Here is a 26,065-nt window from a genome sequence, read left to right as displayed (position 1 = left end):
CCCGGGAGGATTATTTCTTGAGTGAAGATCTCGGATACGAGGAGCGGCCCGACCAAACGGGTCGAGAGATCAGGCATACCGATTCGGGAAGAACCGTCCATGGCGGCGGCGGAATAACCCCAGATATCATCATCAAGGATGTCGACCTGTCCAAGTTCATGTCCAAGCTGATCCGTGACAACATCTTCTTCGAGTTCGCCGTCACATTCGTCGCGGATGCTTCCGATCTTGATAGAACATTCGTCGTCGATAACAGGATTCTCTCCCGCTTTAAAGATTTCCTCGAGGAAAGAAAAGTTGAATTCAATGAAGAGGACTTCACCACTGACGACCAGATCCTCAAAACCTATCTCAAAGCCAACATCTTCTCCATCAAGTTCGGCAGAAAAGAGGAGGCGAAAATCTTCGCGGAAAACAATCCGTTGATCCAGAAAGCCATTGATCTCTTCCCGGAAGCTGTAAAACTCGCCTCTGCTCCCAGGAATAATTGACATTTGCTTCGATCCGATTGAATGGAGGGCGAAGCGCTAATTTGACAATTCTAAAGTCATTTCCTAAAATGACTTGCTTGTAAATAGCTTGAAAATTATATTAAAAAAGGCTAAACGTCGTCAGGAAGGCAATACATGACTGCCACCAAAAAGAAAAAAATCAAAAAATCTGTCGTCCAGAAAAGGGTCAAAAGCGCCAAAAAGACTAAAGCCCCCGTCAGGCCAAAGCTGTCGGAGCAGTACCTTAAGGCCCTGAATGATTTTGATAGAGCGGTCCATGATTTGAACAGGGGCGCTTTCACGGAGGCAAAAACCAGACTCCTCGAAATAGTTGAGAAGAACCCCAAGGAGCTTGCCTTGAAAGAAAAGGCCCAGATTTACATCAAGATCTGCGATAAGAAACTGGAGCAGCATAGCCCGAGAATGAAAGAGCTGAATGATTTTTACAACATGGGTGTGCTCAAGATGAACGATGAAAATTATGATGAGGCCATCAAGTATTATGAGAAAGCGCTCTCATTCGATCCCAGGAGCGAGAAAGTCCTCTACGCTCTCTCTGCGGCTAACGCACTCAAAGGGAACAAGGAAGAATCAATCAGTCATCTGAAGACAGCCATCAGGATTCAGCCTCAGAACAGGATCAGGGCAAAGATGGATCCTGATTTCGATTCTCTCCGCACGGATTCTGAATTCAATGAACTCCTTGAACCACGGGAAGAAGAGATGCCGTGAACAAAAATGACCAGAAGCTTCGAATCGTCATACTGGCTGCCGGGTTGGGGAAGAGGATGCGATCCAGGCAGGCAAAGGTTCTCCATCCAGTCTGCGGCAGGCCGATGCTTCATTACGTCCTCCAGGCTTCCAGGAAGCTTAATCCGGAAAAGGTCATTGTCGTCATCGGCAATCAAGCGGATAAAGTGAAAGAGACCCTTGCAGGAGAAAAAATCTACCCTGTCCTGCAGAAGAAACAGTTCGGGACAGCTCACGCCGTCCTTCAGGCAGAGAAGGAGTTGCAGGGATTCCGGGGGATTCTGCTCGTCCTGAATGGTGATCTCCCCCTGATCACCGCGGAGACACTGAAGTCCATCCTGAAGGAACATCGGAAGAGCGGCGCCGATCTATCTGTCATGACGACAATCATAGATGATCCTGAAGGGTACGGGCGCGTCATCAGGGAGGGCAACGGCTCCATCCGCCAGATTGTCGAAGAGAGGGACGCCACGATGAGTCAGCGGGAGATCAAGGAGATCAGCTGCGGGATATATTGCGCCAAAGCTAAGCCCTTCCTGGCTGCCCTCAAGAGAGTCAGGACAAATAACGTCCAGCAAGAATACTACATCACCGATGCCGTAAGAATCATGCTCGGGGATGGGAAAAAGGTTTCCGCGTTCCTCTATCCCGAGAGCGGGGAAGTGTTGGGAGTTAACACAAGGTACGAACTCTGCGCGGCATCCAAACTGATGAACAGAAAGACTCTTCATCGACTTATGGAATCGGGTGTTTCCATCCTTGATCCGGAGATAACCTTCATCGAGTCAGACATTCCCGTAGGCAGGGATACGGTAATCTATCCCAACGTCTACATCGAAGGAAAAACCCGGATCGGCAAGGGATGCAGGATCTTTCCGGGATGCCACATCGTCGACTCTGTAATCTTGAATGGCGCCTGGATATTGAACAATTCTGTCATCACGAGGAGCAGGGTCGGCAAGAATGCTCGGATCGGACCATTTGCCCACCTGCGACCGGAGTCGGACATAGGCGAGGATGCCAGAATAGGGAACTTCGTCGAGGTCAAGAAGTCCAAGATCGGCAGGGGGACCAAGGCTTCCCACCTGACTTATCTTGGAGACGCCACGATAGGGGAGAAATCAAACATAGGTGCGGGGACGATCACCTGCAACTACGATGGCTTCAAAAAGCATCGGACCACGCTGGGGAAAAAGGTCTTTGTGGGAAGCGATGTTCAGTTCATCGCCCCTGTGACCATCGGCGATGGAGCTTACATTGGTGCTGGCTCGACTATTACTGAGGATGTTCCGAAGCATTCTCTTGCTATCGCCAGAGCGAGGCAGTCGATCAAAAAGAATTGGACCATCCTCAAGAAGAAATTCAAATAATTAAGGTAGAGTGATGTGCGGAATCGTAGGATATGTTGGAAAAAAGCAGGTTGCGGATATCCTCATGGATGGTCTGAAGAGGCTTGAGTACAGGGGATATGACTCGGCCGGGATCGCAGTAGTCGAGAACGGCGTTATGAACGTGCGCAGAAGCCTGGGAAAGATCAGACTCCTTGAAGAGCTTCTGATCAAGAAGCCGATCAAGGGAGACTTCGGCGTTGGGCACACGCGCTGGGCTACTCACGGCAAACCTTCGGAAGAGAATGCCCATCCGCACAGGGACTGCACCGGAAAACTGGTCGTCGTCCACAACGGCATTATCGAAAACTACCTCGAACTGAAGCAGGAGCTCACCGCGAAGGGGCATAAATTTCAGACCGAGACGGACACCGAGATCATCGCTCACCTCATCGAGAGCAACCTTACCAATTCCCTGGAGCAAGCTGTCTTCAAATCGCTCCCGCGGCTGAAAGGGGCTTACGCCATCGCCCTGATTTCTACGGAGGAGCCTCAGAGGATCATTGCCGCACGCTTTGGCCCGCCTCTAATCATTGGCGTCGGAAATGGAGAGAATTTCGTCGCTTCGGACATCCCCGCCATCCTCCACTATACAAAGAACATGATCTTCCTGGCCGACGGCGAGATCGCCATCGTCGATCAGTCGAGCGTCGTCGTGAAGGATGTCAGGGGGAAGAAACTGAAAAAAGAGGTCATGCCTATCGCCTGGGACCCCATCATGGCAGAAAAAGGGGGTTACAAGCATTTCATGCTCAAGGAGATCCACGAGCAGCCAAGAGCCATGAGGGATACCATCTACGGAAGGATCTCGCTCGACAGCGGAGCGGTCTTCCTCAATGACATCAGGATAACCGAAAAAGAGTTCAAGAGCTTCAAGAAGATCAACATCATAGCCTGTGGCACGTCGCTGCATGCAGGCCTGGTGGGGAAATTCCTGATCGAAGAGCTTGCAAGGATCCCGGTGGAAGTTGACTATGGTTCTGAATTCCGGTACAGGGATCCTATCATCACGCGAGACATCCTCCACGTCGTCATTTCCCAGTCCGGCGAAACGGCAGATACGCTTGCAGCGCTGAGAGAAGCCAAACAGAAGAAGTCAAAATCAATCGCCATCTGCAACGTGGTGGGAAGCATGCTGACGCGGGAAGCCACAGGAACCATTTATACCCATGCCGGACCGGAGATCGGTGTTGCCTCCACGAAGGCCTTCATATCACAGATCGCTGCACAGTACCTTCTTGCTCTTTACCTGGGGAAGGTACGGGGACATCTAACAGAAAAAGATGTGAGAGCTCATGGCAAGCAGCTAATGAGAATTCCGGCCAAGATGGAAGAACTCCTCCGCAGAGAGGGCGAGATCGAAGAACTGGCAAAGAGGTTTTACACGTCAAAGGATTTTCTCTTCCTTGGAAGAGGGATCAATTACCCGATCGCTCTCGAAGGGGCTTTGAAGTTAAAAGAAATTTCGTACATTCATGCGGAAGGGTATCCTGCCGGCGAGATGAAGCATGGTCCTATCGCCCTGATTGACGAGAACTTTCCCGTTGTGGCGGTCGCCGTGAAGGATAGAGTCTATGAGAAGATTCTCTCCAACATCGAAGAAGTCAAAGCCAGATCCGGGATCGTCATCGCCCTCACCAATGGCGAGAGCAGCGAGCTGGAAAAAAGGGCCGACCACATCATCCAGATTCCGGAGACACTCGATCTGCTCAACCCGCTTCTGCTGATTATCCCCCTTCAGCTTCTCGCCTACTACATCGCCCTGAAGCTGGGCTGCGACGTTGACCAGCCTCGAAACCTTGCCAAGAGCGTTACCGTCGAATGATATTTCATCCATCATACGATTTTTGGGATCTTTCGCTCCTTCGCTTATAATTATTTGAACAGTTATCCATATTTATAGATGCGTCAGGCAGAAGAGAAAAAATTTCTGGCGGAGCTAAATGAACAGCAGCAGCGGGCTGTGATGTACGGGGAAGGGCCGCTTCTGGTCCTGGCAGGTGCAGGTTCAGGTAAGACAAGGGTCATCACATACCGCATCGCTCACCTGGTCAGATTTCGCGGAATATCGCCGGGTGAGATCGTCGCCCAAACATTCACCAACAAGGCGGCAGATGAGATGAAGCAGCGAGTGGAACAGATCATAGGCCTGAAGAGTTGCACCGGAATGTGGGTGGGAACATTCCACGCCTTTTGCCTTAGGATCCTCCGAAGAGAGGCTACAATCCTCGGATACAGGAACAATTTCCTGGTCTACGATTCACCGGATCAACTCTCCCTGATCAAAGAGTGTTGCGAGGAGTTGAAGGTTGATGACTCGGAGTTCACTCCCAAGGAAGCGCTCTTCAGGATCAGCAACATCAAAAACAGGATGATCAACCCGGAAGATTTCATGAGGGGCCGTTATGGTTCTCATGGACATACCAGATATCATGAACCTTTCACAACTTCAGGATACCGGGATAGACTCATCGGCGAGATCTATTCTCTATACCAGAAGAAGCTCTTCGAGAACAACTCAATGGACTTCGACGACATGATCATGAAAACCCTCGAGCTTTTTTCGAAACATGATGACATCAGGAGGAAGTATGCGGGCAAATGCCGCCACCTCCTTGTCGACGAGTATCAGGATACAAACCATTCTCAGTATCTTCTGATCAAGCATTTATCCTCGATGTATAAGAACATCTGCTGTGTGGGGGACGAGGACCAATCTATCTATGCCTTCCGTGGGGCTGACATTAACAACATTCTCCGCTTCCAGTCAGATTTCCCGGGCTCAGCCATCATCAAGCTGGAGAGGAACTATCGCTCGACCAAGAAGATTCTCGAAGCAGCTTCGTACGTTGTCAGGAACAACCTGCAGCGGATAGGCAAGACCCTCTGGACCAAGAATGAGACCGGAGAAGAAATCACATGTTTTCATGCCCACAATGACATCGAAGAGGCGGATTCCATAGCTGCCTCGATCCTCGACCTGAAGAAAAGGATCCCCCTCGATTCCATTGCAGTCCTCTACCGGACCAATGCCCAGTCCCGGTTGATAGAGGAATCACTGAGAGATTTCAAGATTCCCTACCAGATCGTCGGCTCTATCCAGTTCTACGAGAGGAAAGAGATCAAGGATCTGATCGCTTATATGAGGATCCTCGTCAATCCCGACGATAACCTGAGCCTCGTCCGGATCATCAATGTTCCACCGCGGGGGATTGGAAAGGCAACACTTGAAAAGCTGTTTTCTCTCGCAGAGACCAGGAAGATCTCACTCATGGAGGCTGTGCGAAAACATTCGGAAGAGGCCGAATCTGAAAAGAAGCAAGTGGAATTGGCGAAGAAGGGGAAGAACTCCCTTCGAGCCTTCCTCGAAATTCTGGAAGATACGAGAAAACTTTCTGAAAAGGAAAAAGCATCATTCCTTCTGAAGAAACTGATCAAAATACTGGATTACAGGAGCTACATCAAGAGGAGCTTCCCCGAGGACCACGAGTCGCGCCTCGAGAACATCGACTCCTTCATCTCAGCGGCAGTAGAATACGAAGAATCGGCGGAGAACCCCACACTTCAGGGTTTCATCGACCGCTCATCTCTGAGATCCGATCAGGACGATCTGCAGGCAGAGAAGCTCGTCACGCTCATGACGGTGCACTGCGCCAAGGGGCTCGAATACCCGGTCGTCTTCATCGCGGGTCTAGAGGAAAACCTCTTCCCGCATGCCCGATCGATGAACAGCAGGGATGACATTGAGGAAGAGAGAAGGCTTTTCTACGTCGCTATGACGAGAGCGAAGGAGAAGCTTTTCATATCGTTCGCCGATTCGAGAAGGATCGGAGGGGAATTTGTCTTCAACCAACCTTCGAAATTCATCAGTGAGATCCCGCAGGGACTGCTGACGATAACGGAGGGACAGTACAGGAGAAGCAAGAGAGGCTTCGATGACTCCTATGCAAGCTCCTCGGCTGCCAGAGCGGCAAAACTCGATAAGGCGCGATTCGGAAGGGAATCTGGTTTCCCCAGGAAAAAGACTATGAAAAAGGCTGCCGGTAATTCTCCCTATTATGAGGGGCAGGTAGTGCAGCACCCTACCTTCGGCAAAGGAACTGTCCTTTCATGTGAGGGATCGGGGAACAATTTGAAGTTGAACATCCACTTCCGCCACTCCGGAACCAGGAAGATTCTCGTCAAGTACACAACCCTCACTCCCATTCCCCGCTGATGATTCCCAAACGCTTGGAGACGCTGTTTTTTAAACCGTTTGAGAGTCCATATTTGAAGAGGAGAGAGTCTTTTCTCATGCAGCAAGAAGAAAACTGGCAAGCTTTTCAACAAACTCCGGTACAACGAAGCCATTTCCTTGATCGAAGAACCTTCCTAATCTTATACACCCAATCCCCCCTCAATGCCACCTTTTGTGCTGTCCGGATACAACATAAGGCAGCTTCAGCTCCTCTGAAGGCTTCAGTGGTGGGTCTCTTCATTTCGGCACTTTTCCATGGGTTATTTGATTACTTCAACTTCTCTTCAGAATGGAGGGTGCTTTCTGCCTTATTAATTCTTCTTATATGGATATGGCTTATCAAGCTTACAGCGAAATTACAGCGACAGGAAAGAGCAAAGAAAGTTGAAATCTGATCTATCCAGAATTCAGAGAAGATCCATGACAGATAAATGTGGTATGAATTTCGGATTTTCTCTTTTCTGCTGGTTTGTTTCTTTTATCCTGCGCCGCCTGAAGCCCCGCCTGCTCCACCGCCACCACCGGCCGAAGCTCCGCCGCCGGCACCTGTCGAGGAGCTTACCGTGCTGGAGGCAACGCTCACCATCGAGGAGATGACACCGGCAAAATCACCTACTGAAGCATGGAAGCCGCCCGAATAGATATACCACGGGAAGAATGTTGTGTGCTGGTCTGACGGTATCCTCTGCATCAACCTTTTGACAACCGCAGTTCCGATCCCCATCGCGATCCCGTAAATGAGGAATTCCGGGATCCTGTAAAGAAATCCCTGGTCTGTCTCGCTTTCAAAGTAATAGCGGGTAAGGTATCTTTTGAGCGCCCTCCATTTCAGCTTCTGCAGTTTCATCTCAGGAGTGTAGCTAAGGATGAACAATGAGAAGAAGAGGCAGAGGCATCCAATGATGATCACAAAAAACCCTGGTTTGTGGTTCAGGAAGATTGTGATCAGAAGACCTCCGGCGACGATCAGGACGGAAAACACCATCGAGAGGATCGTTCCTTTCACGCCTTCTCTGTCCCAGAACGGTATCGCCCTGAGCTCATCGTTGAGGATCTTTCTCCATTCGCGGAACCAGCGCCTCACCTTCGATGTATGTCTGCTGAAATCCAGAAAATCCACCGATTCTTTCCCGGCGCCGAGATCGTTGAAGACGAAGTTAAGAAGTGATTGTTCATAGGGCGGCAACTCCTCTCCTGAGCTTCTCCGCTTGCTGAAGTCTTGCTTTATCATGAAGAGCGTCCTGTCGATGCGCCACCATTTCCGCTCGACCGGTTCTTTCTGTTCGATTGTGATGAAGCCGCGCCGTGCGAGATCGAAGAGAGTCGCGACCATAGCTTTTCCCGACACCTGCTTGTTGTAGTAGAGACTGCTGAAGATGGCGGGAGGATATTCGGGGAGGGAAGAATCGACACTTTGGCTGTAAGAAACCTGCACTCTACGCCCATATCTGAAATAGAAGGAGGCAGTACCTATGACCCCCACAGCGGAGAGTACTGCAGCGATATGCCAGCCTAAGCGTTCGTTCTCCGCATTTTTCAAGAGCATCCGCTCTGCCCGCTTGCGCTCGGCGTTCGCTGACGTAGCCCAGCGTGCTTCTTCATCGAGGATCTGCTGCAGCCTGTTCTGATTAATCCTCTTCTGTGCATGGGGCACCCATGGTGTCGGGAACGACACCCTTGCTTCCCAGAATGTGTGGGAGGGAAGGGGACTGATATCCATTTTCAGGATCCCATATTTGAATTCGATCGTGCCCCAGAGAGGGCCATGTGCCCATGCTCGTACTTCATCATGCCGAGCAGGATAAGGAAGCGCGATCGACACATTCACGCTGCCGATCCTTTTTGCATTGGACTCGCCCACAAACTTATAGTAGAGCTCCGCCACATCGTTATAGACTGCAACGGCATCTGTGATGGTGTAGCGCAAGGTGAACGACCGTTTCTCATTGGAAGCCCTGTAGAACCAGCGGAGATACATCTCATCCCTGCTGATGTCCATTGTGTAGGTTCCTGGATCTTCGCTACGGCTCTCCTGGTAGATTCTGTCCCCTTCGCTGATCTCGAAATCTTTTATGCGCCCGAGATCCTTCAGGGGAAGGCGGTAATCTGCCCATGAGAACTGTCCTCTAAACTCGTATCTCCTTGTCTCTTCAATCCTCATGCTGCCATCGTCCAGGATCGCTGCTTTAATATCGATCCACTCCATGGAGTGGCTCTTTGACTGAACGGCAGACGGGATGAGAAGGAAAAGGATGATGATTAAACAGAAAGTGAATGTTCGATGACCGGTCATTGTAAAATCTCCCAATGCATTGTTCTTTCCTTTTATACGAAAATCATAAAACAACAATTTCATTTTTTGCAATGATTTCTTTTGTCCGGCTTGATTATATCGCTTGCGCAGGTTTTCTAGAGAGATCGGATCTTCTTCCGATCTGGGAAACGACGAATCCAGTGAGCATGAAACCACAGCCGAACAGTGCACGGATTGAAAGCATCTCGCCGAGGATGAGCCAGCCGCCGAGTGCAGCGAAGACGGTCTCAAGGCTCAGGATGATTGCCGCATGAGCGGGTGGTGCCTCACGTTGAGCCACGACCTGAAGCGTGTGCGCAACACCCACCGAGAGGACACCGGTGTAGAGAATGGGAATCGTGACTGCCGCCAGATCTGCAAGTGTCGTCATTTCGAACAGGAATGACGCTATGAAGCTCAGAACGGAGCAGATGATGAACTGGACGAAAGCGATCATGATCGGGTTCATCTTCGAGGAGAGCCATCCGATGCTGAGAAGATAGAGCCCGATGACAGCGCTGTATGCACCGATCCAGACGGTTGCGGCGGGGCGGTGGAGCAGGAAGATGCCGAGGATCGGAACGATGATGGCGTATAGTCCGGTGATGAGGCCGCCAGTGGAGTTCACGATCGTTTCGAGAACCTTCTCGCAGGGATGTCTTTCCAGAACATCCTCGTCTCTCAATAAGATGTTACCCAGTGGATTAAGGCGGCTCATCTGCTATAATAACTGCGCACAAACTCAGACACCTGAAAAATCTGTGCGGCATCATCAAGCATCGAGGAGAAGTTCATTATGATCAAAGCAACGCAGTTAAAAAAAGGAATGACTATCATCAAAGACAACGATCTCTACAAGATCGTCAGCACCATGCACATCACTCCGGGAAACTGGCGAGGGATGGTTCAGACTAAACTGAAGAGCCTGAAAAACGGCTCTATCATAGAGCACAGGTTCCGATCCGAAGATATCATCGAGAGAGCCATCCTCAATGAAGTCGAGATGGAATATATTTACAGCGATGGTACCGATTATCACTTTCTGAACACGAAGACATACGAGCAGATCCATATCTCCGAGGAGATGCTGGGGGATGCCGTGCGATTCCTGGTGCCTAACACCATGCTACAGGTCGAATTTTACGAGGGGACCCCGGTGGGAATCGAGCTGCCGATTACCGTCGATTTGAAGGTCGTGGAAACTCCACCCGGGATCAAGGGGGCAACGGCAAGCCAGCAGAGAAAGCCTGCCAGGCTGGAGACAGGGCTGATAGTTCAGGTTCCTTCCTTCATCGAAGAAGGAGAAGTGATAAGGGTTAGCACTGTCGAAGGAACCTATATCGAACGCGTCAGCGCAAAATAAATCGCCTGCGCATCCTTCCTTGAATATCAGGTAAGATGCCTGACCTATTAATTCATCTACTTATTTATTTCAGTTCGAAGCTGGAGCCAGGTGATACGACAACGGCCTTTGCTGGAGGCTTGACTTTCCGCACAAACTCTTCTGGATCAGCCTTGATGATATCGAATGTTCCGTAATGCATGGGTATGGCAAACTTCGGCTTTAGCAGCTCCACGGCTTTCACGGCATCATCTATTCCCATCGTGAAGTTATCGCCAATGGGGAGAAGTGCAACGTCGATGTTATTCATTTCGCCAATCAGCTTCATGTCGTAGAAAAGCCCGGTGTCGCCCGAGTGATAGATCTTCTTCTCGCCCATAGTGATGAGGAAGCCGCATGGACTCCCGAGATATGTTCCATCTGGAGCAGCCGAGCCGTGGTGAGCAATGGTCGCCTTCACGTGGCCGAAGTCGAAGGTGTAGCCTCCACCGATATGAAGGGGATGACCCGTAGCTCCTTTGGACGTCACGTATTGAACGAGCTCGAAGACACCGATGATGGTAGCTTTCGTCCTCTTGGAAATATCGATGGCGTCTCCCAGATGATCTCCATGGCCGTGTGTGACAAGAATGGCATCGACCTTTACCTCCGAAGGTTTTGTCGGGGCGAGCGGATTTCCGCTGAGGAATGGGTCGATGATGATGGACTTACCTTCGCATTCAATCTGCCAGCATTCATGACCGAAGTATTTCAGTTTGACCATATGAAAGCCTCCTTCCCTGTTTAACTGCATTTATCAACCCGACATCTTAAAGGCTTTTTAAGATGACAGAATGGTAGCGCTTGGCCTCGGGTATCTAAAAATTCTGGTTCGTCAGTGCAGCTCCCTGAAACAATCATCGGCGGCCGCGATGGTTCTGACCATATCTTCCTCGGTGTGAACCGTAGAGACAAAAAAGGCTTCAAACTGTGACGGAGGTAGATTGATCCCGCGCTCAAGCATCTTGTGGAAAAATTTCGAGTACTTCATTGTGTCTGACAGCGTCGCCGATTCGTAATCGAAGACATCCTCTCCGGTGAAGAAGAGCGTCATCATCGAGCCGATCCTGTTCAGCGTAACCGGCACGCCATGTTTCTCGGCAGCACTTTTCAAACCATCGGCAATTTTTGCCGAAATGCTTTCAAGATAATCGTAGGTCCCGGGCTTCTGCAAAGCCTTCAGCGTTTCGATCCCTGCAGTCATTGCAAGCGGATTTCCGGAGAGAGTTCCCGCCTGATAGACCGGACCCTCAGGAGCGATCTTCGACATAATCCCAGCTCTTCCCCCGAAAGCTCCTACGGGGAGCCCACCGCCAATGACCTTCCCGAGGGTCGTAAGATCTGGCTTTATACCGTAGAATCCCTGTGCACCGGAATAGGAAACCCTAAATCCGCTCATGACCTCGTCGAATATGAGAACGATCCCATGCTTTCCCGTGAGTTCTCTGAGGCTCTCAAGGTAGCCCTTCTTCGGAAGGATGACGCCCATGTTCCCGGGCACGGGTTCAACGATGAGACAGGCTATCTCATTTCCGTAAGCCTCGAAGATATCCTTGATGGAATCAACACTATTATACCGGGCAACAATCGTCTTTCCGGCTATGGAAGCTGGAATCCCGGAGCTTCCGGGAATCCCAAGCGTGAGGACCCCAGAACCCGCCTTGACGAGGAGTGAGTCTGCGTGACCATGGTAGCATCCCTCCATCTTCACGACAATGTCGCGCCCCGTATAGCCCCTTGCAAGGCGGATGGCGCTCATCGTCGCTTCTGTTCCCGAGTTGACCATCCTCACCTTTTCCATCCCCGGGATGGCTTCGATGATCATCTTCGCGAGTGCGACCTCGAGCCCAGTCGGAGCGCCGAATGAAGTCCCTTTTTCCGACTGCTGTTTCAAGGCCGAAACGACATCTGGGTGCGAATGACCAAGGATGAGAGGCCCCCAGGAAAGGACGTAATCGATGTATTCCTTCCCATCGACATCATAGATTCTGGAACCCATTCCCTTCTTAAAAAATACAGGCTCCCCGCCAACGGCCTTGAAAGCCCTCACCGGACTGTTCACCCCCCCAGGCATATACTTCTTTGCCTCTTCGAACAGTTTGCTCATTTGCCTATCTTACTAAAAGTCTGGCAGCTTCTTTGGCAAAGTAGGTCAGGATCATGTCCGCACCGGCCCGTTTGATGGAAATGAGAATCTCCATCATTACCTTGCTACCGTCGATCCACCCTTTTTCAGCAGCCGCTCTGACCATGGAGTACTCGCCGCTCACGTTGTAAGCGGCGACCGGCACTCCGAACGTATCCTTAACCCTTCTTATTATGTCAAGATACGAAAGGGCCGGCTTGACCATGACGATGTCTGCCCCTTCCTCGAGGTCCATGGCGACCTCTTTGATAGCCTCGTTGCTATTGGCCGGGTCCATCTGATAGGACTTTCTGTCCCCGAACTGCGGAGCTGACTGGGCTGCCTCCCGGAAGGGGCCATAGAAAGCCGATGAATACTTCGCCGCATAGGACATGATGATGGTCTGAGTGTAACCCTCTGCATCGAGGATCTCCCGAATTGCCTCCACCCTTCCATCCATCATATCTGAAGGAGCGACAATATCGGCACCAGCCCTGGCATGCGAGAGAGCCATCCTCCCAAGAAGATCAATAGTGCTGTCATTGTCCACGTAGCCATCTTTGATAACACCGCAGTGCCCGTGGGATGTGTACTCGCAGAGGCAGACATCGGTCGTCACGAGGATCCCATCCACTTTCAACTTAATTTCATGGACCGCTTTCTGGATTATCCCATCGTCGGAGTATCCTTCCGATCCCATCTCGTCCTTCGTCCCGGGGATTCCGAAGAGGATGATGTTGGGGATCCCGATGTCTCTTACCTCTTTAACCTCCTCGACGAGCCGATCCACCGAAAAGTGGTAGCATCCGGGCATTGCAGGGATCTCCTGCTTGATCCCCTTTCCCGGACAGACGAAAAGGGGGTAGATGAAATCATTCACCGAAAGTTCCGTCTCCCGGACGACGGAGCGAAGGGTCTCGCTTCGCCTCAGACGCCTGGGCCTCATGACTGGAAAAGCCAAAATGCACCTCCTGAAATTTTAATCTTCATCTTCCTTGCCGAAGAAGAAGAACTCGGCACAGTACTGGCTGCAGAACAATCTGCCGCTCATCCTGTAAGAACAACCATCACAGAAAAGTTTGTGGCAGATGGCGCATTTCTGGAGCCTTACCTGGTCTTCCTGCTTCTTGCATTTAGCACACTCCTCCACTTCTTTTTCCATGTGTCACCAAGAGAGAAGATTGTTTACGTTGAAATGGCTCTGAATGCTGTTCGTAATCCCTTCCTCAATAATTTTTTTATTATAACAGAATAAATGCATGAATATCCATAAACTTGACAGAACTGGGGGCATCATTTAACATACAAAAAAAGGTGGCGGTGTAGCTCAGCTGGTCAGAGCAAACGGCTCATATCCGTTGTGTCCGGGGTTCGAGTCCCTGCACCGCTACCAGTATCCAACAACTCTGAAAGATGAAAACGATACTTGTAAGGTAATATCGGCGGGTGGCCGAGGCAAAGCGTTGCCATCCGCCCACACCGAAAGGGACCCACCGGGAAATGGGTAGAGCAAGAATGGATGGGGTACTGCCGAGGACAGGACCTTCCGATGCAATCATCTTTAAGAGCTTTAAGATAGGGAATTGACGGGAGAATGGAACATGGCTGATAAGAAAGGTGCTAGAGTGAAAAAATCTTTTCGAGGAAGTTTCAGGCAAAAGAGCCTTCCCAGAGGGAAGGATCGCATCCCCGGAAAAGAAGGAGAGATAATGACCATAGCAAAGAGGCCGGTTGTTACGCTTGCCGTCACGACTCCTGTCCTCGAAGCATTGAAGATGATGGTCAAGGAAGGATTTCGCCGGATGCCCGTCGTGGACCCGGGTACAAAGAAGCTCCTCGGGATAGTGACTGTGACGGACGTCATCAATTATATGGGTGGCGGCGTGAAATTTCAGATCATCCAGAGGAAATACAACGGCAACTTCTACAAGGCGATCAACGAACCAATAGGTTCGATCATGACGTCCGACGTCATCTCGATTCGGACGACCGCAAAGATCCATGAAGCCATGGAGGTAATGAAGAAGCATCGTATCGGCGGGTTGCCCGTCACCGATGAAAATGATCGGGTCATAGCCATAGTGACCGAACAGGATATCGTGAGGTTCTTCAGCGAAAAGATCAAAGGGACGAAGGTAGCCGAGCTCATGTCCAGGGATGTTGTAATGGAAAGCCCTGAGACTCCCATCATCGATATCGAAAGGAAGATGATCCAGAAGCGCTTCAGGCGCCTGCCCATAGTCTCCGATGGCAAATTCATCGGGATGGCTACAATTCGAAGTCTGCTCCGGTTCTTCGGGACGAACCAGGTCTTCCGGCATCTGCAATCAGGAAACATCGATCAGGTCCTCCAGACACCGGTCATCGAAGTGACCATGAAAGAGTTTCCCACCATCAATCCGGAAGCGGATGTTAGCGAGGCGGCAAGACTGATGCAGGAAAAGCGCAGAGGCTCCATCCCCGTCCTAGAGAACAGCATGCTGGTTGGCATCATCACCGAACGTGACTTCTTCAAAATCATCGACATAAATCGATAATATCCGAGGCATCTTGCCTCGGATCACATGGCTTCAGGCAGGATGTCTGACCCAATATCGTTATCATGCTAATTCATCTATATGATTTCTCGTAGAATTTGGACATCCCAAGGGAATGAGCAGTTTGTCGCAAGCAAAAGCATCGCGAAGTCGAGCGGGCATGGTTTTCGCGCAAAGCGCGAAAGAGCGAGACTGAGAGCCGAGGGGCGATTGACTCGCTGGGGAATCACCCCGTCTTTTGCTGCGACAAATGCAAATGAACTGTCCATTTTCAATGAGAAACCATTTTGTATTGCATCGGGGTGCGTATGAGCGGCGAGCGGCAAGTTGTTGAGAAGTTCATCAAGACCATCGAAAAGTACGGGATGATCAATGACGGAGACAGAGTGCTCGTCGCGCTCTCTGGAGGAGTAGATTCCGTTGCTCTCCTATTTCTCATGCTCGATCTGGCATCAAAATTCAGGATCGAAGTCTGCGCTGCACACCTCAACCATATGCTGCGCGGAAAGGAATCGAACGAGGATGAGAGATTTGTAAAGAGCCTTTGCTGTAACATAGAAATTGACTTCCTCATCCACAGGGCAGATGTAAAAAAGATCACCAGGGAAGAGAAAAAGAGCATCGAAGTGGCAGCGAGGGATGCAAGGATGAAGTTTCTGAATGAGGCTGCCGGGAATCTTCACGCCACGAGAATTGCCCTAGGACACACGATGAACGATCAGGCCGAGAATCTCCTTCTCAGACTGCTGCGAGGGTCAGGCGTGACCGGACTCTCCTCCATGAAGCCGGCAGATGGAAATATCATCCGTCCCCTTCTCTGGATCGAGAGGGAACAACTGGAAGCTTACCTCCGGAGCAGGAGGATCGCTTTCAGGATCGACTCATCCAACGAAGACATGCGCTTCACGCGGAACAGGATCAGGCACACGCTCATCCCGATACTGCAAGATGAATTCAATCCAAAGATCATCCCGACTCTCGCCAGGACGGCGGAGATCCTTTCCGAAGAGGATGCCTTTCTCGACTCCCTCACAATGGATATCCTCCTGCAGAAATCGGGCATCAGATCGACTTCCAGAAAAGCCCGGAATAAGACCGCAGAGGAGATCACTAGCAGAAAAGAGGCAGTCGCATTCCATTCAGAGCTTATTAAAGACGTTGCTCCGGCTCTGGGCAGAAGGCTCATCAGAAGCGCGATCAAGATTGTAAAGGGAGACCTGAAGAAGGTTAAATTCATAGATATCGAAAGAGTTAGAGATCTCGCTACCGGCAGATCAGGGAGAAGAGTTTTGCTGCCCTCCGGTATCGATGCTAAAATATTTAAGCAAGAGATCGTGATTTCGAGATCTTCTCTTGCGGAACACGCCACAAAAAACATTCTGAAAAGAGTAAATGTAGAGGGAAGAACCTCTATTGACGATGCCGGTATTCTCATAGAAGCGAAGATCGTTAAAGCGGACGACTTCAGTGAAAACTTGAAGAATGGAGGAAAGGAGAAGGCTTTCCTGGATTTCGATAAAGTTGGAAAGAAACTGTTCATCAGGAGTGTCAGGGAAGGAGATAGTTTCCATCCCTTCAATGCACCGGGAAAGAAGAAAATTTCCGACTTTTTCATAGATAGGAAGGTTACGCCGGAGAAGAGAAGAGGGGCGCTGGTCTTGACATCCGATGACCGTATCGTATGGGTTGTTGGCCACGAGATCGACGACCGCTATAAAGTAAACGACAAGACTTGGTCGGTATTGGTACTTGAGATAAGGCAGCTTTAATATCGGGATGTCCGATCTTTACATAAAAAATTCGGTATTAGTGGGGCATCTTGCCCTGGATATAGGCAGAATGCTTGACCTATTATCAATGAACTGATAAAAAGATTAGGGGATAGGTGGATAATTTAAGGTATTTTTCTTATATTTGTTATGGGGCGTTAAGGGAACGAAACATTCTTAAGATAACCCGGGGAGTAGAAATTGAATAATCACATCAGAACAATTCTTATATGGACCGTCTTGATCGGGGGACTCTTTATCCTCTACATGGTCTTGAAGGCTCCGTCTATGGGCGAAGAGAAACTTGACCAGAGCCAGTTCTACAATCTGGCGGAGGGTAACAGGATCAAAGAGGTCAAGGTCGTCGGCGACATCACCGGAACCGGCTACGACATCACCGGAACCTACCAGGAGAAAGATGCTGACGGAAAGATCAAGAAATTCAGCACTTACGTCGTAAAGGATGAGAGCCTGATCGCGATGCTTCTCAAGAATGGCGTCATCATCAAGGCAGAGAAGCCTAAAGACGGTTCTTACTGGGGCCTGATCCTGACATGGGCTCCCATCCTTATTTTCGCCGCTTTCTGGATATTCTTTATGCGCCAGATGCAGGCGGGCGGGAACAAGGCTCTATCATTTGGAAAGAGTAAGGCCAAGCTCCTCTCATCACAGGGGAAAAAGGTGACCTTCAAAGATGTGGCTGGCGTTGACGAAGCAGAAGAAGAACTCCAGGAGATAATAGAGTTCCTGAAAGACCCGCAGAAATTCCAGAAGCTGGGCGGGAAGATCCCAAAGGGTGTCCTACTGATGGGACCTCCAGGCACAGGAAAAACCCTCCTGGCAAAAGCCATCGCCGGAGAGGCGAATGTTCCATTCTTTTCAATCTCCGGCTCCGACTTCGTTGAGATGTTCGTCGGCGTGGGGGCATCAAGAGTTAGAGACCTCTTCGAACAGGGAAAGAAGAACGCTCCCTGCATCATCTTCATCGACGAGATCGACGCCGTCGGAAGGCACAGGGGGGCCGGGCTTGGTGGAGGCCACGATGAGAGGGAACAAACCCTGAACCAGCTCCTCGTAGAGATGGACGGTTTCGAGACCAATGAGGGGGTCATCATCATCGCCGCCACGAACCGCCCCGATGTCCTTGATCCAGCCCTTCTCAGGCCCGGCAGGTTCGACAGACGAGTCGTCATCAATCGTCCCGATGTGAAGGGACGTGAAGAGATACTGAAGGTCCATACAAGAAAGTCGCCTCTGGCTCCCGATGTGGATGTCAGCGTCCTTGCCAGAGGAACACCAGGCTTCTCTGGAGCCGATCTTGCTAACCTGGTCAATGAGGCGGCCCTCCATGCAGCGCGCTATGGAAAGAAGCAGATCGCACAGGAAGACTTCGAAATAGCAAAAGATAAAGTGCTGATGGGTTCAGAGAGAAAGAGCCTCATCATCAGCGAGGAGGAGAAGAGAAACACTGCCTATCATGAGGCGGGGCATGCTCTCGTCGCCACTCTCCTTCCCGGAGCAGACCCGATCCACAAGGTCTCCATCATCCCGAGGGGTATGGCACTCGGTGTCACACAGCAGCTCCCCATCGATGAGAAGCATAACTACACCAGGGAATATCTGATGACCGAGATCTCCGTACTGATGGGAGGGAGGATCTCCGAAGAGCTCTTCCTCAACAACATGACTACCGGCGCCGGGAACGACATTGAAAGAGGCACCGAGCTCGCGCGGAAGATGGTCTGCGAGTGGGGTATGAGCGATAGCATGGGCCCGCTTACATTCGGAAAGAAAGAAGAGCAGATCTTTCTTGGAAGGGAGATCGCCCAACACAGAGACTACAGCGAGGCAACCGCCCAGGAGATTGACCGCGAGGTGAAGAAGCTGGTCATGGCATGCTACGAGCATGCGAAGCAACTCCTCTCAACCAACAAGAATAAGCTCCAGAAGATTGCGGAGGCCCTCCTAGAGAGAGAGGTCCTCGATGCCCAGCAGATCGCTGCCATCGTGAAAGGTGAAGAGTCGCAGCCGGCCGCTGCAAAGACGGCAATGAAAGAGGCGGAGGCTGTTGAAGAGAAAGTCGCCGGGACTAAGAAAGAGAGGAAAAAAGCTGACAAAAAGGTCATCAGCGGAGGCCCGATAGAGCAGGTAGGTTAGAGAACCATTCCCTTGCCTCATTCTCAAACATAGATCCTCGTATTACTTTAATGAAGCATAACACACGAGTCATTGAAGTCCAGGGAGAAAAGGAATCTATCCGTTGGATGGAGAAACTGAACGTCCATCCCGGCGGATTCAAGATTATGTCCACCAAGTTCCGGTACTACAGGGTCATCCTGGAAAACGTTGACAACCGCGCCGCATCGATCATCAAACAGGAGATGCTCTCTCTGGGAGGAGAGGCCGTTATCTCACAGGACGTGAGTAGATTCAGGGAAGGCTCTTCATCCGTAATCCTCCTAGGCACTGAAAAAATCCTCATCAATCTTAAGAAGAAGCTCTCCTCCTACCCCTTTCCATTCGGCTTAACAGGGATATCGAAGGAGATCGGCCAGACCATCGAAAACTATTCCAAGAATTCCCACAGGATCGTTTTCGCCGATGGCTCGGTCTGGGAGACGGGCAGGAAGACATGCATCATGGGGGTGCTCAACGTTACTCCGGATTCTTTCTCCGACGGAGGGAAATTCATGACACTTGATGCCGCCCTGGCTGGAGCCGAAGCCATGGTTAACGATGGCGCCGACATCATCGACGTCGGTGGCGAATCAACCAGACCCGGCTCTGAACCGGTGAGCGCCGAAGAGGAACTGAAGAGGGTCATTCCCGTCATCAAAGCCATCAAGAAAAAGTGCAACATCAGGATTTCTATCGACACTTACAAATCCGGTGTCGCCCGCGAGGCAATCCAAGCAGGAGCCGACATGGTCAACGATGTCTCCGGGTTCACCTTCGATGCAAAGATGGCAGGCATCGTGGCAAGCGCCGGAGTCCCAGCCGTCGTTATGCATATGCACGGGAACCCGAAAACGATGCAGAATGACCCGCGATATGACGACCTGATGTCGGAGATCTCACTTTTTTTGCGAAAATCGATGAAAAAGGGGGCCGAAGCCGGCATTGATAGTGATAAAATAATCGTCGATCCGGGTATCGGATTCGGAAAAACGGTCGAGCACAACCTTGAGATCATCGGGAAGCTCGGAACGCTGAAGAGCCTCGGACGCCCCATCCTGATTGGAATCTCAAGGAAGTCCTTCATCGGAAAAATACTGAATGTCGATGTTTCCGATAGGCTGGAAGGAGGGCTTGCGGCAACAGCCGTCGCCATCATGAACGGAGCCTCTATAATCCGTACCCACGATGTAAGAGAGACAGCCAAGGTAGCTGCGATGCTCGACTCCATTCACCGTCAGGATGAGTGATCTATGAGCAGGGTCATCACACTTCTTCACCTCAACGAGTTCAGCCTCATGTCGCTTCTCGACATCGTCATACTTGCCATCATTATCTATCAGCTCCTCCTCCTGATCCGTGGAACGAGAAACGTCCAGATGCTCATCGGGATCGTTTTCATGATAATCATGTACTTCATCACCGGAAGCGGAGGCATCATCGAGCTCAAGACCGTGCACAACGTCCTTGGGTACATCCTCTTCTACATCCCCCTTGCCATCATCGTGCTTTTCCAGAACCCGATCCGGAGAGCTCTCATCAGCCTCGGAAGGAATCCGCTCTCGCGGCTAAACATCACCGCGGAGGAAAAGAAGAGCCTGGATGAAATAGTCCTGGCCGCCGCCTCGATGGCCTCCAAGAGGATCGGCGCCCTTATCATCCTCGAAAAGAGCGTAGGGTTGAGGAACTTTGCCGAGACCGGAATCCTCCTCGATGCCAACATATCGTACGACCTCCTGATGAACATCTTTTCTCCCAACACTCCGCTCCACGATGGAGCGGTAATCATCGGCGAGGGAAAGATCAAGGCCGCTTCCTGCTACCTTCCCCTCACCTTGAATCCCGAGCTGAGCAAAGATTTTGGAACGCGACACAGGGCAGGCATCGGGATCACGGAAGAGACCGACGCGCTCGCCATCATCATCTCGGAAGAAAGAGGGGTCATATCACTCGCATGCGAGGGAAGGATCCTGGAAGACCTCGATGCCAAAGGGCTCAAAGAGCTCCTCTTAGAACACCTCCAGACCAGACCAGAGAAGGTGAAGAGGAGAGAATCCGAGATCATGGAGACAGCCGATGAAGCTTAACCTGCTGGACAATCTCCCGCTCAAAGTTCTCTCGATCATCCTCGCCTTCCTCCTGTGGATCTACTTTACGGGTGAGAAACAAATATACAGGGATATTGAGGTCCCGCTGAACATTGATGTCGCTCCGGAGAAGGTCCTCTCCGGAGAGTTGATCTCCAGTGTAACCATCCGCGTCAGGGGCTCCGAAACTGCCATTGCGAGGCTAGCGATGCGTCCCCTTTATTCTAGCATCGACCTTACCGATTCTCCTGCCGGCGAGAAATTCATCCAGATCTCACCCAAAGATAACATCCGCGGGATACCTCCCGATCTTGAAGTCGTCTCCGTCACTCCGGAGAGGATAAAGGCAACAGTCGAGAACAGAGTTTCCAGACAGATCATGGTCGTTCCCAAGATCATGGGCAAAGCGAAGGAGCCATACGTTTATTATGGATTTGAAGCCTATCCGAACTCCTTCAGCATCGAAGGAGCGCAGAGCGCTGTTCAATCCACGGAAAAGGTCGTCACCGAGGTCATCAACATAGAAGGGAAAAGCCAGTCCTTCCGTACCATCGTTGACATCATGACGGAAAATCCATCCGTCAGGATCGTCAACCCGAGGCCGGTCACCGTCCTTGTAAAGATCGACAGGGACATCAAGCATGCGATTTTTGAAGACCTTCCCATCTCCTTTACTTCGGCAGACTATTCCTTCGAGCCATCGCATGACATTGCATCGCTCACCGTCGAGGGTCCCGGATCGATCATCGAAAAGATCAACAGGAGCAACATCAGCATAACCATCAAGCTGAGAGGATTAAACCCTTCCGATAATCCTTATCGGCTCACCCCCTTCATCCAGTTCAATTCTCTGAGCGATGATGAGATGAGCAAGATCTCCGTCACCTTATGGCATCCCAGGACCGTTTCCGTGAAGATCAATCCAGGGAGAGTCAAGGAGTGAAGAAGCTTTTCGGTACGGACGGGATCAGAGGGGTAGATGGCCAGTTTCCCCTTGACAGGAAGACGGTTGTTAGGATCGGTCACGCCATTGCCGTGAAGATGCGAGAGCTCGCGGATAATCCCAGGGTTCTTATCGGCAGGGACACAAGGGAATCCGGGAACTGGATCGACGAGGAGATCGGAAGAGGACTAGTCTCGGGCGGCACTTTTGCCATCCACTGCGGGGTCATCACGACTCCCGGACTGGCTTTTCTGACAAAGATGGAACGATTCGACGCGGGCGTGATGATATCAGCGTCTCATAATCCTTACGCCGACAACGGCATCAAGATCTTCTCCGGAAACGGGATGAAGCTTTCCGATGAGATGGAAGTGGAGATCGAGAAGATCATACTCTCGGATGCAGCCGTTCCGAAACAGAGTGAGAACTTCGTCAAGAAAGAGATTGACGGAGCCAAGCTTATAAAGGATTACACGAGCTTTCTTTACGGGATAGTAAAGAACCGGAATGCCCTCCAGCACGTCAGTATCGTCCTCGACTGCGGCAACGGTTCTGCAAGCGCCATCGCCCCTGAGATCTTCTCGAAACTCTCGCAGAAGGCCATCTTCATCAACTATATTCCGGATGGGAGGAATATCAATCTGAACTGCGGATCGCTCCATCCGGACTCTCTCATCCGGACCGTTCTGAGCGAGAAAGCCGACATCGGGATTGCCTTTGACGGAGATGCCGACAGGGCAATCTGCGTCAACCGGAACGGGAAGATAATCGATGGCGATCATATCATGTACGTTACTGCTCTTCAGATGAAGCAGAACAAAAACCTAAAGAAGAATACCATAGTTGGAACTGTGATGAGCAACATGTGGCTGGAAAAGAAGCTCTCCATGAGCGGCATCCGTCTTATCAGGACGAGCGTCGGGGATAAGTACGTGCTGGAGAAGATGCTCGAGTATGACCTGAACCTCGGTGGAGAGCAGTCCGGGCACGTCATCTTTCTCGACCATGCAACGAGCGGCGACGGAATACTGACGGCACTTAAATTCCTCGACTCCACGTTCGGAAACGGAACGGATCCTACAGCGGCGCTTGCTGGGATCGAACCCTACCCGCAGATCCTCATCAACGTGAGAGTCGCCTCACGCCCTGACCTCCAGAAGCATCCCGAGATCTCGGTTGTCATCAAAGAAGTGGAGGAGAAATTGGCGGGAAACGGAAGGGTCCTGATTCGATACTCCGGAACGGAGCCGGTAGCCCGGGTCATGGTGGAAGCGGAGCGCGAAGAGGATGTGAAGAGATACGCATCCATTATCGCCGACGCAATCCGTAAACAGATCGGCGCATGATCGATTCCAGATGAACCTTATCGATCTTTTATAGACAGACCAAGCATTCTGCATAATGCTTGATGCAGGATGCTCCGACTATTGAGATCTGGAAATCATATCAGGTAAATTGAGGTGACCCATGGTGAAACTAAGTGTCAATGTGGATCATATTGCAACAATAAGAGAGGCAAGAAAGAGCCATGAACCAGACCCTGTCGCTGCTGCCATCCTGGCAGAGCTTGCGGGAGCACTGGGGATCACCTTCCACCTGAGGGAGGATCGCAGGCATATTCAGGATCGAGATGTCGAGATATTGAGGAAGGTCTGCACCACCCGTCTCGACATGGAGATGGCCGCAACTGAAGACATGATAAAGATTGCCATCAAGCACAGACCGGACATTGTCACGCTCGTTCCCGAGAGGATTGAGGAGATCACAACGGAAGGGGGCCTCAACGTCGTCAAGAACGAGAAGAGCATCGGCAGGGTCATTCAGAAACTCCATGCGGAGAAGCTGGTCGTAAGCATCTTCGTCGACCCGGAGATCGATCAGGTACGAGCAGCGGCACGCGACAGAGCCGACTTCATCGAAATCAACACCGGAAAATATGCGGAAACGAAGAAGGAAAAAGAAAGGGCCCGTGAGCTTTTTTCCATCGAAAAAGCCGCCATGGAAGGGCAAAAGCTGGGACTCAGGATCGCCGCAGGACATGGCCTGAACTATGTCAACGTAAAGCCGGTCGCTCGCGTCAAAGGAGTGGAAGAGTTGAACATCGGGCACTCCATCATCGCGAGGGCTTCCCTTGTCGGAATGGAGAGAGCAGTACGCGAAATGCTCTCCCTCATCACCTGAGATACAATTGATTCCGCTCAGGCGAGGTTGCCTGATCAATTCAATAAAAATCAATAAGAGCAGGAGATCCTGCCCATTATGTCTGATCGCACCATGAGAGCGTCGAGGTTAAAGAAAAGCACTCTCTCTTCCATGGCTGTTCTCCTTCTCATCATTTCCCTGACTCAGAATCGACTTTTTTCTGAGAATGCGGGTCAGATCAGAAAGAGATCTTTCGAGCTTATCAGCGAGGGGGTATCCCATTACAATAAGGGGAACTACTGGGATGCTGTGCAGAAGCTCGAAATGGCGTCCAACATGGCGTTGAACTCCTTCCTCGCCCACTACTATCTGGGTCTTTCCCTTTACGCCTCCAGGAGATACTCCGAAGCCCTCGAGCCGCTCAAGATTGCTCTGGACCTGGACCCGAAACATCTCCAGGCGCATGTCGTCCTTGGAGACACCTACCTGAAACTTGGTGACCATGAGGAGGCTCTGGCTGAATACTACCGCGCGCTCGAGATCAGCAAGAATTATGCTCCCGCATACGATGGCATCGGAAGGTATTATGACAGCATCGCCAGCAAGGATAAGGCGATGGAGAATTTCAGGAAAGCCATCGAGCTCAACAAGGGTTATGCGGAAGCCTATCTTCACATGGGGGACCTCTACCTGAGAGATGGCAACCTCGCTGAGGCCATCAAGCTCCTGAGCGAAGCGGTGGAGATACGGCCCAGTTTCCCGGAAGGGCTGAACAGGCTCGGGATGGCGTATGCAAAACTGAAGCTTTACAGCAAGGCGATCACTGCCCTCAAGAAAGCCATACAGCTCACTCCAAAAGACCCAGAGCACTATCAGACGATGGGGGAGATCTATCTCGATCTGAGAAACCTGCACCAAGCATCTTCCTGCTTCGAGAAAGCGATGGCCCTGGATCACACCATGGTCGAATCGTATATGGGGCTAGCCGAAATCTCCAGGCTTAGGGGAGACTATGAATCTGCCCTTATGATGCTGAGGAGGAGTGAAGGGATAAAGAATCTTGACTCCAAAGTCCTTGCAAGAATTGAAGAAGCGAAAACTTCCTATCTGAGAGAGCGCGAATCTTTCGCGAGTCTGATGAAAGAGCTTGATGAAGGAAAGGCCGACGCAGAAAAGGTCCGCGAACTGGCGAAACTCTTCGCATCAAGAGGAAACTATGCTGCTGCCTCTTCCCTGCTCTCCCGCTCACCCGAACTTTTCCATCAGAAGGCTATCACGGAAGAGTACGGGTACTACCTCCTGAAATCAGGACAACCTGTCGAGGGAGGCCGGCTCTTCCAGAATATCGCGGAGAAATGGGGGATGGTTGCGGGAGTTCTCATAAATATCGGCGTTGCTCATGCAGAAGCAGGAAACGATGAGGATGCGGCCGAGAGTTACTTGAAAGCGCTTGCGATTGAGCCAGAAAATCTGAACGCAACCCTCTATCTCGCCAACGCCTTCCTGCGGATGGGAAAGGTGGAAGAGGCAAGAAAGAGATACCAACAGTTCATCAATAAAGAAGGAAAAGGGCCCGAAGCCGAGCGCGTTAAGGAGATCATCAGCCTATTAGAGGAGATAAAGTGAGATATATTTTTATCACCTTTCTCCTGGTTTCGGTGATGCTGGGTGGAAATACGCTTCTGGCTCAGGATATCCAGCAGAGAAAGGGGTTCTCCGTGAAGATCACAGAGCCGGCGGAGGGAAG

The 26,065-nt window shown here is 51.0% G+C and carries 22 protein-coding genes and 1 tRNA gene; 17 read left to right on the top strand and 6 right to left on the bottom strand.

The genetic code is table 11. The annotated features are described in order from the left end of the window. From AB1756_02455 to AB1756_02430, 6 genes are all read left to right on the top strand, one after another. Positions 1–491 (top strand): hypothetical protein (locus AB1756_02455; GenBank protein MEW5806201.1); only part of this gene is annotated, 491 nt, incomplete at its 5' end. Positions 492–626: 135 nt separating this feature from the next. Further along, positions 627–1,223: a tetratricopeptide repeat protein gene (locus AB1756_02450; protein MEW5806200.1), complete on the top strand. Its 597-nt coding sequence runs from the start codon at positions 627–629 to the stop codon at positions 1,221–1,223. Then, positions 1,220–2,611: a bifunctional UDP-N-acetylglucosamine diphosphorylase/glucosamine-1-phosphate N-acetyltransferase GlmU gene (gene glmU / locus AB1756_02445; GenBank protein MEW5806199.1), complete on the top strand. Its 1,392-nt coding sequence runs from the start codon at positions 1,220–1,222 to the stop codon at positions 2,609–2,611. The genes AB1756_02450 and glmU overlap by 4 nt, the downstream gene beginning before the upstream one ends. A 13-nt stretch (positions 2,612–2,624) precedes the next feature. Further along, positions 2,625–4,454, top strand: coding sequence for a glutamine--fructose-6-phosphate transaminase (isomerizing) (glmS, locus tag AB1756_02440; protein MEW5806198.1), 1,830 nt, complete (start codon positions 2,625–2,627; stop codon positions 4,452–4,454). A gap of 78 nt (positions 4,455–4,532) precedes the next feature. After that, complete coding sequence (locus AB1756_02435; GenBank protein ID MEW5806197.1) at positions 4,533–6,845, top strand: UvrD-helicase domain-containing protein; 2,313 nt, start codon at positions 4,533–4,535, stop codon at positions 6,843–6,845. A gap of 77 nt (positions 6,846–6,922) precedes the next feature. Beyond that, positions 6,923–7,261 carry a hypothetical protein gene (locus AB1756_02430; protein MEW5806196.1) on the top strand — a complete coding sequence of 113 codons (339 nt, stop codon included), beginning with the start codon at positions 6,923–6,925 and terminating at the stop codon, positions 7,259–7,261. Positions 7,262–7,344: 83 nt separating this feature from the next. Here AB1756_02430 and AB1756_02425 read toward each other — a convergent pair whose 3' ends face one another. Together AB1756_02425 and AB1756_02420 are read right to left on the bottom strand one after the other, a co-directional pair. Then, positions 7,345–9,159 carry a DUF2207 domain-containing protein gene (locus AB1756_02425; GenBank protein ID MEW5806195.1) on the bottom strand — a complete coding sequence of 605 codons (1,815 nt, stop codon included), beginning with the start codon at positions 9,157–9,159 and terminating at the stop codon, positions 7,345–7,347. 94 nt (positions 9,160–9,253) lie between these two features. Continuing rightward, complete coding sequence (locus AB1756_02420) at positions 9,254–9,877, bottom strand: DMT family transporter (protein ID MEW5806194.1); 624 nt, start codon at positions 9,875–9,877, stop codon at positions 9,254–9,256. Positions 9,878–9,955: 78 nt separating this feature from the next. On the opposite strand from AB1756_02420, the gene efp reads away from it, so the two are divergent. Then, the gene (efp, locus tag AB1756_02415) at positions 9,956–10,522 is read left to right on the top strand and encodes an elongation factor P (protein ID MEW5806193.1); all 567 of its coding nucleotides are present in this window, start codon (positions 9,956–9,958) and stop codon (positions 10,520–10,522) included. A gap of 64 nt (positions 10,523–10,586) precedes the next feature. On the opposite strand, the gene AB1756_02410 is transcribed toward efp, so the two are convergent. The 4 genes from AB1756_02410 to AB1756_02395 form a co-directional block, all read right to left on the bottom strand. Beyond that, the gene (locus AB1756_02410; GenBank protein ID MEW5806192.1) at positions 10,587–11,264 is read right to left on the bottom strand and encodes a metal-dependent hydrolase; all 678 of its coding nucleotides are present in this window, start codon (positions 11,262–11,264) and stop codon (positions 10,587–10,589) included. A 111-nt stretch (positions 11,265–11,375) separates the two neighbouring features. Further along, a complete protein-coding gene (gene hemL / locus AB1756_02405) occupies positions 11,376–12,647 on the bottom strand; it encodes a glutamate-1-semialdehyde 2,1-aminomutase (GenBank protein ID MEW5806191.1) in 1,272 nt (423 codons plus the stop codon). Positions 12,648–12,651: 4 nt separating this feature from the next. Further along, positions 12,652–13,611: a porphobilinogen synthase gene (gene hemB / locus AB1756_02400; protein ID MEW5806190.1), complete on the bottom strand. Its 960-nt coding sequence runs from the start codon at positions 13,609–13,611 to the stop codon at positions 12,652–12,654. Positions 13,612–13,644: 33 nt separating this feature from the next. After that, positions 13,645–13,827, bottom strand: a complete 183-nt coding sequence (locus tag AB1756_02395; GenBank protein ID MEW5806189.1) for a hypothetical protein — start codon at positions 13,825–13,827, stop codon at positions 13,645–13,647. Positions 13,828–13,981: 154 nt separating this feature from the next. On the opposite strand from AB1756_02395, the gene AB1756_02390 reads away from it, so the two are divergent. From AB1756_02390 to AB1756_02345, 10 genes are all read left to right on the top strand, one after another. Continuing rightward, positions 13,982–14,058 (top strand) — tRNA-Met (locus AB1756_02390). 208 nt (positions 14,059–14,266) lie between these two features. Beyond that, positions 14,267–15,202 carry a CBS domain-containing protein gene (locus AB1756_02385; GenBank protein ID MEW5806188.1) on the top strand — a complete coding sequence of 312 codons (936 nt, stop codon included), beginning with the start codon at positions 14,267–14,269 and terminating at the stop codon, positions 15,200–15,202. Positions 15,203–15,510: 308 nt separating this feature from the next. Further along, positions 15,511–16,971 (top strand): tRNA lysidine(34) synthetase TilS, encoded by a 1,461-nt coding sequence (tilS, locus tag AB1756_02380; GenBank protein ID MEW5806187.1) that lies wholly within the window; start codon positions 15,511–15,513, stop codon positions 16,969–16,971. 201 nt (positions 16,972–17,172) lie between these two features. Beyond that, positions 17,173–19,128 (top strand): ATP-dependent zinc metalloprotease FtsH, encoded by a 1,956-nt coding sequence (gene ftsH / locus AB1756_02375; GenBank protein MEW5806186.1) that lies wholly within the window; start codon positions 17,173–17,175, stop codon positions 19,126–19,128. A 107-nt stretch (positions 19,129–19,235) separates the two neighbouring features. Next, a complete protein-coding gene (gene folP / locus AB1756_02370) occupies positions 19,236–20,396 on the top strand; it encodes a dihydropteroate synthase (GenBank protein MEW5806185.1) in 1,161 nt (386 codons plus the stop codon). A 3-nt stretch (positions 20,397–20,399) separates the two neighbouring features. Then, entirely contained in the window at positions 20,400–21,233 is an 834-nt protein-coding gene (gene cdaA / locus AB1756_02365; protein MEW5806184.1) for a diadenylate cyclase CdaA, read from the top strand. Continuing rightward, positions 21,223–22,176, top strand: coding sequence for a CdaR family protein (locus tag AB1756_02360; protein MEW5806183.1), 954 nt, complete (start codon positions 21,223–21,225; stop codon positions 22,174–22,176). Before cdaA ends, AB1756_02360 begins: the two co-directional genes overlap by 11 nt. Next, complete coding sequence (glmM, locus tag AB1756_02355) at positions 22,173–23,522, top strand: phosphoglucosamine mutase (protein ID MEW5806182.1); 1,350 nt, start codon at positions 22,173–22,175, stop codon at positions 23,520–23,522. The genes AB1756_02360 and glmM overlap by 4 nt, the downstream gene beginning before the upstream one ends. 121 nt (positions 23,523–23,643) lie before the next feature. Then, entirely contained in the window at positions 23,644–24,357 is a 714-nt protein-coding gene (locus AB1756_02350; GenBank protein MEW5806181.1) for a pyridoxine 5'-phosphate synthase, read from the top strand. A gap of 78 nt (positions 24,358–24,435) precedes the next feature. After that, on the top strand, positions 24,436–25,944 hold the full coding sequence (locus AB1756_02345; protein ID MEW5806180.1) for a tetratricopeptide repeat protein: 1,509 nt from the start codon (positions 24,436–24,438) through the stop codon (positions 25,942–25,944). Positions 25,945–26,065 lie beyond the last annotated feature (121 nt).

The organism is Acidobacteriota bacterium (assembly GCA_040752675.1).
GTDB lineage: Bacteria > Acidobacteriota > Polarisedimenticolia > JBFMGF01 > JBFMGF01 > JBFMGF01.
This window is presented reverse-complemented; position numbering and strand designations above follow the sequence as displayed.